At 68.4% G+C, this 9,592-nt stretch carries 11 protein-coding genes; 4 read left to right on the top strand and 7 right to left on the bottom strand.

Features of this window, described 5'->3' with window-relative positions; genetic code table 11:
- From QZV94_RS19540 to QZV94_RS19510, 7 genes are all read right to left on the bottom strand, one after another.
- The coding region (locus QZV94_RS19540; protein WP_293680691.1) for a conjugal transfer protein TrbE at positions 1–1,906 on the bottom strand (1,906 nt) is incomplete at its 3' end.
- Positions 1,907–1,914: 8 nt separating this feature from the next.
- On the bottom strand, positions 1,915–2,181 hold the full coding sequence (locus QZV94_RS19535; RefSeq protein ID WP_293680688.1) for a VirB3 family type IV secretion system protein: 267 nt from the start codon (positions 2,179–2,181) through the stop codon (positions 1,915–1,917).
- Positions 2,181–2,501, bottom strand: coding sequence for a TrbC/VirB2 family protein (locus QZV94_RS19530; RefSeq protein WP_293680685.1), 321 nt, complete (start codon positions 2,499–2,501; stop codon positions 2,181–2,183). The genes QZV94_RS19535 and QZV94_RS19530 overlap by 1 nt, the downstream gene beginning before the upstream one ends.
- 261 nt (positions 2,502–2,762) lie before the next feature.
- Positions 2,763–3,719 (bottom strand): P-type conjugative transfer ATPase TrbB, encoded by a 957-nt coding sequence (gene trbB, locus QZV94_RS19525; RefSeq protein ID WP_293680682.1) that lies wholly within the window; start codon positions 3,717–3,719, stop codon positions 2,763–2,765.
- Complete coding sequence (locus QZV94_RS19520; protein WP_293680679.1) at positions 3,716–4,138, bottom strand: hypothetical protein; 423 nt, start codon at positions 4,136–4,138, stop codon at positions 3,716–3,718. The genes trbB and QZV94_RS19520 overlap by 4 nt, the downstream gene beginning before the upstream one ends.
- Before the next feature lie 19 nt (positions 4,139–4,157).
- Positions 4,158–6,032: a type IV secretory system conjugative DNA transfer family protein gene (locus QZV94_RS19515; protein WP_293680676.1), complete on the bottom strand. Its 1,875-nt coding sequence runs from the start codon at positions 6,030–6,032 to the stop codon at positions 4,158–4,160.
- A 152-nt stretch (positions 6,033–6,184) separates the two neighbouring features.
- Entirely contained in the window at positions 6,185–6,613 is a 429-nt protein-coding gene (locus QZV94_RS19510) for a helix-turn-helix transcriptional regulator (RefSeq protein WP_293680673.1), read from the bottom strand.
- Between the two features lie 353 nt (positions 6,614–6,966).
- Here QZV94_RS19510 and QZV94_RS19505 point away from each other — a divergent pair, with 353 nt between their 5' ends.
- The 4 genes from QZV94_RS19505 to QZV94_RS19490 all read left to right on the top strand — a co-directional run.
- Entirely contained in the window at positions 6,967–7,614 is a 648-nt protein-coding gene (locus QZV94_RS19505) for a GntR family transcriptional regulator (protein ID WP_293680670.1), read from the top strand.
- Positions 7,615–7,687: 73 nt separating this feature from the next.
- Positions 7,688–7,810, top strand: coding sequence for a hypothetical protein (locus tag QZV94_RS19500; protein WP_293680667.1), 123 nt, complete (start codon positions 7,688–7,690; stop codon positions 7,808–7,810).
- 65 nt (positions 7,811–7,875) lie between these two features.
- Entirely contained in the window at positions 7,876–8,556 is a 681-nt protein-coding gene (locus QZV94_RS19495) for a lasso peptide biosynthesis B2 protein (protein ID WP_293680664.1), read from the top strand.
- 323 nt (positions 8,557–8,879) lie between these two features.
- Positions 8,880–9,592: asparagine synthase-related protein (locus tag QZV94_RS19490; RefSeq protein ID WP_293680661.1), on the top strand; the 713-nt coding region annotated here is incomplete at its 3' end.

Here is a 9,592-nt window from a genome sequence, read left to right as displayed (position 1 = left end):
GCGTGGGTCGCCCGTCGAAGCCGCGCTCGAGGTCGTGGAAGAGCGCCGCGAGAACAGGGCCGAGCACCGAGCGGGTCGCCATCAGGTGCTCGAGTTCGAAGGTGTCGAAGGCGCCGAGCGCCAGGTCGCTGGCCACCCCGTCGAGCAACGCTCCGTGGGGGCCCTTCAGGGTCCAGGGTTCGAGTGCGGCGGCCACCGTGCGATCCTGAACGAGGGCGCAGAACACGGTCAGCGAACGCTGGGTCGGCGGGGCTTCGCTCAAGGCGCCGAGCGCCGCCCAGACCTCCTCGCGCAGGCGCGGCGCGATCTCGACCCCGGCCGTGCGAATGGCGTCTTCGATCCACCCCGCCGCCCAGGCCCGCTCAGCCATGTCATCGATGCGCGCCAGCGGCTGCAGGGAGACATCGGCGCCGGGCTCTAGCGCCCGCCAGGCTCCACCGGCGGCCAGGGTGGCGGCGCGCGCGCTGCGCCCCTTGTCCAGGAAGACCACCCGCCCGCCGGGATAGCGTAGCCACTGCAGGGCGAGGAACGACAGGAGTGCGCTCTTGCCCGACCCGGTGGGACCGACCACCATCGCATGGCCCACGTCGCCCACATGCAGGACGAGGCGGAAGGGGGTCGATCCGGTCGTTCGCGCCACCGCCAGCGGCGGCCCGTTCAGGCAGGCGTCGCGGGCGGGGCCGGCCCACACCGCCGAGACCGGGAGAATGTCAGCGAGATTGAGGGTGCTGACGAGCGGGCGCCGGACATCGGCATAGGCTTCGCCGGGCAAGGCCCCGAGCCAGGCCTCGACGGCGTTCAGCTCCTCGGTCCGTGCGACCAGGCCCTGCGCGTTGAGTGCGGCCTCGACCGCCCGCGCCTTCTCCGCCGCGAGCCCCGGGTCCGCGTCGAGGATCGTCACGGTGACGGTCAGGTAGCCGAAGGCGCAGGCATCTCCGCCCAGGGCCGCCAGAGCGCCGTCGCATTCCTCGGCCTTGCCGGCCGCGTCGGTGTCGAGGAGCGGAACCTCCTCCTTGGTGATCGCCTCCCGCAGGAGGACGCCGACCCCCTTGCGCTTCGCGAACCAGCGCTTGCGCAGCCGCAGGATCTCGCGCTCGGCGTCGGCCTTGTCGAGGCCGATCCAGCGCGCGGTCCATCGATAGGCGAACGGCAGAGCCGACAGCCCGTCCAGCAGGCCGGGCCGCGTGGTGGCCGGAAGGCTGCGCACCGATACGACCTTCAGCACACTGTCGCCCAGGCGCGGGGCGAGACCGCCGGCGAGCGGCTCATCGGCGAGGGCGGCGTCGAGGAAGGTCGGGACCTCGCACGGCGAGACGCGATGGGTGCGGGTGGATGCGCAGGCATGCAGCCAGGTCAGCAGGGCCTCGTCGTCAAGGCGCGCCGCTTCCGGCAGCGTGTCGCTCAGGAGGTCCAGCACCGCACCGGCTTCGCGCTGGAAGGTCTCCAGCGCCGCGCGCCAGTCGCGGTCGGCGCGACCCAGCCCGTCGAACAGCAGCCGTTCGATCCGCCGGGTCTCTTCGGCCGGCGGCAGCCAGGTCAGGGCGAGGTTGTAGTCCGTCTCGAAGGCGGGCTCTGCGCGCTCGAACGCCGCCTGGCGTTCGGCATCCACCAGCCAGGCGGCCGGGATCGCGATGTCCGATGCGGGGTAGTCGTGGGCGGGGCGACGACACGCGTCGACGTGCAGGCACCATCCCGTTCCAAGGCGCCGCAGCGCGTTGTTGAGCCGCGCCCGCACCGCCATCAGCTCGTCTTCGGTCGAAGACTCCAGGTCCGGCCCGCGGAACCGGATCGCGGTGAGGAAGGACCCGTCCTTGTTGAGGATCACGCCCGGGGCGACCAGCGCGGCCCAGGGCAGGTGGTCGGCGAGGCAGGCGGGGCGGCGGCGGGCTTCGTCGAGGAAGCGCATCGTGGCCCTCACGCGTCCAGGTGGCCGGCGCGGCCGAGGTGGCGGCGCAGGACGTCGAAGAAGCGCTTGTCGGAGCGCGCCACGAACAGACCGAGCGCGTGGGCGAACACCCACCACAGCAGACCCAGCCACCAGATGCGAAGCGCCAGCCCAAGCACCAGAGCCACCGTGCCCATCAGGATGGCGTAGTCCCGTGGCATGCCTGCCAGGAGGAGAGGCTCGGCGAGGCCCTGGGCCACGGGCAGCTCCCAGCCTTCGCGATGCAGATCGTCCATCAACCGATCTCCGCGCCGCCGGCGAAGCCGAAGAAGTCCAGGAAGAAGGTGGAGGCCGCGAACGCGATGGAGAGGCCGAACAGGATGCCGACCCCGCGGCGCATCGCTGAGCCGCTTTCGCTCATGGCGATGCCACCGCCGAAGATGCAGACCGCTATGACCGCCGCCGCCTGCACCACAGGACCCGTCACCGACTCGACGACCTGCTGGAGCGGGCCCTCCCAGGGCATGCCGGCGCCCCCGGCCAAGGCCGGCGTGCTGACGACAAGGCCGCAAAGGGCCGTCGCGACCGAGAGGCCGCGTAAGAGTTCCTTGCGCATTCGTGCAATCCTCAGCGCAATATCGCGCTCTGATTGTAATAGAAACGCGCCTGAGTTCAAGTTGTCAACAGGCCTGTGCGTAAAACTTTGCGCACGTTATCAGCAACATACCCGTGCGTTGTGGGCATGTTGCTTGCGACTTGCGTAGGACTTTCCGCCACGTTGTTGGTGACTTGTGGCTCATGGTCAGAATCCAAGCCTGTTCAATGGGTTCTCGATGGGACGCCAGCGGCACGATGGGCCGCGCGTCGTGTGGCCGCCCTATTCGACCTCGCCGACCCGATAGGCGCCTGACGCATCCAACCCGTCCAACGCGGTGACGGACTCGACGACACGGCCCGCGGGCCGCCGTGCGATGTGCACGATGAGGTCCACGGCCTGGCTGATTATTCGCGCGGACGGCATCGCCAGCACTTCGCGCAGGAGGTCCTCCAGACGCATCAAGGCTTCGTGGCTGGAGTTTGCGTGGATGGTGGACACCCCGCCGGGATGGCCGGTGTTCCAGGCCTTGAGCGCTTCGAGCGCCGCGGCGCCGTCGCGCATCTCGCCGACCACGATGCGGTCGGGTCGCATGCGCAGCGCATCGCGAACGAGGTCGGCCACGGAGATCGGCCGGGGATGGCGGCGCGTGAGCACGCCGACGAGGTCCCAGGCTGAGCACTGCAGTTCCGGCGTGTCCTCGATCAGGAACACCCGGTCGTTCGCGAACTCCGGCTCAGCCAGCAGCGCGTTCGCCAAGGTGGTCTTGCCGGAGCCTGTGCCGCCTGAGACCAGAATGTTTCGGCGCTCCCGCACTGCGGATCGCAGGGCCTGCGCCTGACGGTCGGACATCACGCCGGAGGCCACGTAGTCGCCGAGTCCCCAGATCACCGCCGGGCGCTTGCGGATCGAGAACGCGGGCTGCGCGCAAACCGGCGGCAGGAAACCCTGAAAGCGTTCGCCGGTGGGAAGGACGCCGGAGAGCCGAGGGTCGTCGCGCGTGATGGGCTCGCCGACATAGTCGGCCACCAGGCGGATCACGCGTTCCCGCGCCGGGATCGTGAGCTGGACGCCGCTGTCCGCGCGGCCGTGGCGCAGGCGGTCGACGATGAGGCGGCCGTCCGGGTTCGCCAGAACTTCCACCACCAGGGGCTCTGCGAGCGCGCCCAGAATGTCTTGGCCCAGAGCGTGGTCGAGGGCCTCGCGCTTTCTCGCGACGGCCAGCGCCTCGGCGTTCACTCGGCCGCCGCCACAAAGCTTCGCGTCTCTGCGGCCGGCTGCGCCTCATCGCCCACGAAGGGGCGCCCGGCGATCATGCGCGCGGCCGCCGCGTCGAGCAGTTTTTCGATCCTCGCCTCAACCGCCGCGCGGACCAGCGGGTCCTGATCCGCCGCATTGTCCGGCAGGCGCGTGAAGAAGGCGCGGGCGAACTCGACGAGCAGCTCCTGGATGATGGTCATGTCGCGCGCCGTCGATCGCATGTGATCGCGCAGCCCCCGCTCCAGCGAGAGCAGACGATCGTCCGGGTCGGCGGCCGGCCGGCGCTGCAGGCCGCGCGCGATCGCGCTTTCCGCGGCGCGGCTCAGCGTCATCCTGTTCGCGCGCGCCTCCCGCCGCAGGGCCACTTCGGTCTTCGGGTTCTCGAAATAGACCTGCACCCGCGGCGTCGGTCTCTCGTCAGCTCTGGCCACGGCGACCTCCCTGCAGATGGTCCAAGACGGCGTCCTGGGCGGCCAGGTCCTCGGCCGCCTTCTGATAGATTTCCGCGACGCGGGCGGCGGCCTTCTTGTCATCCATGGCGGCGACCGCCTCCTTGAAGCGCGGCAGCACGGCCGCGGGGTCCTCGCCCAGGGCACGGCGCCCGGCCCAGGGGTGCGTCGGCCGGCCGGGCGTATCCAGGTCGCCGCTCGGCGCGGTGATCGCCGCGCGACGACGGAAGGGCTCACGCGCGTCGTAGCGGACCTTTCGCGTGCGCAGCGGCCTGTGGCCGGCCACGAAGACCAGCTGCTCCTCGTCCGGCAACGCGCGGATCTCGCCGGGCTCGAGGAGTGGCCGCTCCACCTCCGAACGCGAGATCGAGCTGCGCCCCGCCGCCAGGCCGGCCGGGCCGCTGCGGCTCGTCCGCGTCTCCGCCACCGTCCCCGTGAGCCGCGAGACCTTGTCCTGGGTCAACGGGTCGAGGGCGGCGAAGGCCGTGAACACGTGGCAGTTGTCGAGGATCGTGTTGTTGGGCCCGTAGGTCTCGACGATGTCGTTCAGGCTCTGGGCCACGAACATCGTCTTGAGCCCATAGCCACTCATCAGGCGCAGGCTCTTCTCGAAGAACTCGACCCGCCCCAGCAGCGGGAACTCATCCATCGCCATGAGCAGCTTGTGGCGCTTGAGACGCCCCGAGGCATCGGCCTTTTCATGCGCCGTGAGGGCCTGGGCGGCCGCGTAGAACAGCAGTCGCACCAGCGGCTTCAGCGCCGAGGCGTCGGCGGGGGCCACCTGGACGTAGAGGCTCACCGGCGCCTTGGCGCACATCAGATCCCCGACGACGAAATCGGAGTCCGACAGCGCCCGCTCAAGATCCTCCCCGGCCAGCCACTTGAGATAAGAGCGCGCGGTGCCCTGCACCGAGGTCCGAAAGCGGTCGTGCATCGCCGCGTAGCCCTTCACGGCGGTGCGGATGAACGGGTGTGTTTCCGGCTCACCGTCCTGTCCGCGACGGTGCAGCGTCCGCAGCATGACATCCGCGGCCTCGTCGAGATCCGCAAGCAGTTCGCGAACCTTCAGCAACGACTTGGCGCCGTCGTCGGCGACGTAAAGGACATGGAGGACCACGGCCTCGAGGATCTCCGACGCGGACTTGTCCCAGATCGCCTCCTCGTCCCGGACACCCCCGGGATCGGACAGGATCGCCACGAGCCGCTGGACCTGGGCGAGTTCGCCAGGTCCTGGCCGGATCTCCGCGAGCGGGTTCCAGCGAACCGAGTGAAGATCGCGCGGGTTGAAGCGCAGCACGTGGGAGAAGGTCGAGCGCCAGCCGGCGGTCGTCTGCCACAGCTCGCCTTTAGGGTCGTGGACCATGACGCTCTCGGTCCAGCAGAGGAGGCTGGGCACCACATGCCCGCGCCCTTTTCCTGAGCGCGTGCCGCCCGTCACGAGGGTCGGCCGAAGGTCGGCGGTGATCAGGAGCCGGCCATTCAGGTCGCCGACAACGCACCCGTTGCGCGCCGTCAGCCCGGCGCGGCGCGCCTCATCGAGCCCGCCCCAGCCGCGGATACGCTTCCGCGCCGCGCCGCCATCGAACAACAGGCCCAAGCCAAGACCCAGCGCCAACCCCAACATCACCAGCGCGCCGGCGCCGGAGAAGATGCGTGGACCTTCGCCGAGGAACTGCGCGCGCCACGCCAACACGGACCAAGGGGGATAGACGATCGTCTCCGCATCGACCCGCCAACCGGGACCGAGCGGCGGCGCATATCGAAACGACCACGCGACATATTGGGTCGCGACCTGGAGGCCGAGCACGGCGCCGAGCGCCAGGGCAGTGAGACGACCGAGCACGCCACGCATCGCTAAACCGAACTGACGCTTTGCTGGAATGACAATCGCTCGAAATTCGAGTCGTTACAACTGATTGTTTTTATTATATTTTATGACACTTTATGTCGGGCGAGCCGTCAGAAACTGTCGGATTGCGCCCCACCCGGGAGGCATCAGCTTTCGTCTTTGCCGTCAGGCCTTCCCAGCCACTGGCTGGCCAGGGCGCGGTTACGGTCGAGCTCGGCGCTCAGCATCGTGAAGGCCACCTTCAGCGCCTCGACGATCGGCGCGGCCTGGAGGCTGGCGAGGTCAGACCCTTCCTGGAGGAACAGCTCGCGGGCGTGCGCCACGAAGAGGAGCACCAGCTTGCTGTCGATGCACGCCAGGGCGAAGTCAGGCGTGCCGAGCTTGACGCTGGCCCATAGCGCGTAGGGGTCGCTGTCCGTCGCGCGCGAGAAGTCGAATATGCGCGCCACTTTCAGGAAGCCCTCGCCGGCCTCGAAGCGCTCGTAGGTCCGCTTGTTCAGATCCATCAGGTCAGCCACCTGTTGGACGGTCATCCGCCGGTGGTGGCGAATGGCCTTCAGGACACGGGACAGCACCTCGTCGCGGTCGCGCGTCTTTTTTCCACTCGGAGGCGGCATCGCCCGAACCACGCAAACAACCCTGCATTTTGGGGTATCCTCAGAGCAGCCCTAGGTCGTCGTCAATCCGTCACGCGCATTGATACACACAGATTGACGGGGCAAGAGTCAAAGACCGGGCATTCGTTCCGAATCTCCAGCGAAGCTTAGAACTCCAATCAACCTTTGTTGCGGGCGCGATGCGGCTCTTTGAACGACGCGATTTGACAGGTGATCCGACGAATATTGTCGGATGTGTATTTTAGACTTTCACGACATCTCGACACTTCCAAGCTTTTGGTCGCAGTCTGCGGCCAGTTCTGGAGTTCGACATGGCGAGGAAGCGCGCAGATTCATTCAAGATCGCCCTTGATACGTTGAGGGAGGAGCTTCGCACCGGCGCGCACACCGCCGGCGCGCGGCTCACGGCGAACGACATCGCCGAACGCCTGAGCCTCAGCCAGACCCCCGTGCGCGAAGCGCTCTCCCGGCTCGCCGGTGAGGGCCTGCTGCTGGACCGCCGAGGCCAGGGGTTCTTTGTCCAGACCCTGTCCGAGCGCGACCTCACCGCGCTCTTCCGTCTGCAGCTGGAGCTGCTCTTGATCGCTTGTGACAGCGAGCGTGCGCAGATCTCTGATCTTGACCTCGATCGCTTGATCCCAAGCGACCGGGAGGATTCCACACCACGCAAGTTCGTGCTCGCCAGCGAGCGCTTGTTCCGGGTGTTCGCAGCGGGGTCGAGCCCGCCACTGGCGCGGCATCTCAGTCGTCTGCACGATCAGTTGGCGCCGGTTCGCGCCGGCGAGCCTCGGGTGCTGGACCGGCTGCCAGAGGAATTCGGCCAGCTCTCCGGAGTGATGTTGGTGGGTGAAGCCACCGCGATACGCGAAGAGCTGCGCGCATTCTTCGCCCGGCGCATTGACGTGGCATCGTCGCTTATCCGGGCTCAGGACGCTGCCGAGAGTATAGAGTCGATATAGTTTGAATATAGCACAGCCGAAGCGCGAACTGCTTCTGCCGCAACGGCGGCATTCACTGAAGCAGGAGACCACAATGTCCAAGCGTTTGTCCGTTCCCGCCTCGCGCCTCATCTGCCTCGGCGGCGCCAAGCTCGCCACCAACGCCATCCTCGGCGACGACAACGAGGGCGATCCCGAAGTTCCGTTCGGCGGCTGATCGCCATTCTCCGCCGCCGGTCAGCGCCGGCGGCGGAGTCTCTTCGTGGTCTGGATGGTCAGGTGATGCTCACCATTTCCCTGGAACCCGCTGTCCGCGCCTCTTGGGCTCTCGCCGACAACGTCCACGCGACGGCCGTCGACGACGATCTTGTGTTCTTGGACGTCTCGACGGACGCCTATCTCTGCGTTCCCGGCGGCGCGGCCGACCTTCAGATCGCCGACGACGGCGCCACGCTTCGCATCTCGAGCACCGAACTGGCCGATGACCTGCAGGCCGCGGGTCTCGTCCAACGGCTTTCCGGCGGCCCGCCGGCCGCGCCACGGCGCAAGGCCTGGCCCCCGACGGACAGCGCCTTGGAACGGGCCTATTGCCCGCCCACCTGGAGGGACGCGCCGGTGGCCGCAGCGGCGGTGCTCGACGTGGCCTTGGCGTACCGCTCCCACTCGCTGTCGCAGATCGTGAGCCGAACGGTCGCCCCCCGGGCGCGCCTGGCGACATCAACGCTCGAGGAGACGCTCAACCGGTTCCAGCGCTGGATTCCCTACGCCCCGGTGTCGGGAAAATGTCTCCTGCGGTCGTTCATGCTCCGGCGTGTCCTACAACAGCACGGTCACCCCCACGACTGGGTGTTCGGCGTGACGGTCTGGCCCTTCAAGGCGCACTGCTGGCTGCAAGCGGAGAGCCTGGTGCTCGATGACACCGCTGAAAACGTCGTCGCCTATCGCCCCATCATGGTCGTCTGATGCGGCGCGCCTATCTCGCCCTGGCGTCGCATCCCGACAACGCGGAGGCCACGTGTCGCGCTCGGGAGATGGGCGCTCGCTTCGAGGCCGAATCCGGTTGGTGTCGGCGCCCGGGGTTCGCGGGGCTCAGCCTCTGGACCGATCCGGCGCAGCCGCTGTCGGTACGGCCGATGCCGGGCGCTCGCGGCCTGGTCCTAGGCGACCTGTTTCCGATGCCCGGCGCCGACTTGGCGCTATCACCGCTAAGCGGAGCCGGGTTGGACACGGTCCGAGAGCCACGCGATCTGATCGTCCGCCTGAGCCGTGGCTGCTGGGGGCACTACGTGGCGCTCGTAGCCGGACCCGGCGATGGCGGCGGCGTGGTCTATCGCGACCCGAGCGGGAGCCTGGAAGCGATGACCTGGGATCTCGGCGATGGCCTTCACGTCGTCGCCTCAGACATGGTGCGGGCGCCGCGCTGGATGCGGCCACGTCGCCAGAGCCTGAACTGGGAACGCATCGGTCGGATGTTGGCCGTGCCTTACGCCTCGACCTCGACGCCGCTGTTCGACGACATCCAGGTGGTTGAGCCCGGACAGATGCTGGCGATCGGTGGGGGATCGCCGAAGACGGAGGCGATCTGGTCGCCCGCGGCGTTCGCCGACCCCCAGCCGCACGATCTGCGGGAGGTGCAAACTGAGCTTGTTCGCAGGCTCGATGCCTGCACCGCCGCGCTCGTCCAACCCTACGACAGGGTTCTCGTGGAATTGTCGGGCGGCCTCGATTCGTCGGTGCTGGCCGGGGCGCTCGCGGCCACCGGCGAGACCGGTCGCGTGGCGGCCTGGCTAAACTACCGTGGCGACCGCGCCGAGGGGGATGAAACTCGGTACGCGACGGACGTGGCGCGCCGCATCGGCGTCGAGCTGACCACCATCCGCAAACCGATCGTGCCGATCGACGAGACCTGCCTGGCGGAGCTTTCTGAGGAGTTCTGGCCCGCCATGGCCGGCATCGACGTCGGACGGGACCGCCACGAGGTCGAGTTGCTACGCGAGAC

It is taken from the genome of uncultured Phenylobacterium sp. (genome assembly GCF_902826855.1).
In the GTDB taxonomy this organism is placed as follows: Bacteria; Pseudomonadota; Alphaproteobacteria; order Caulobacterales; family Caulobacteraceae; genus Phenylobacterium.
Note: the sequence above shows the minus strand (reverse complement) of the source record. Positions and strands in the feature narration are given on the sequence as shown.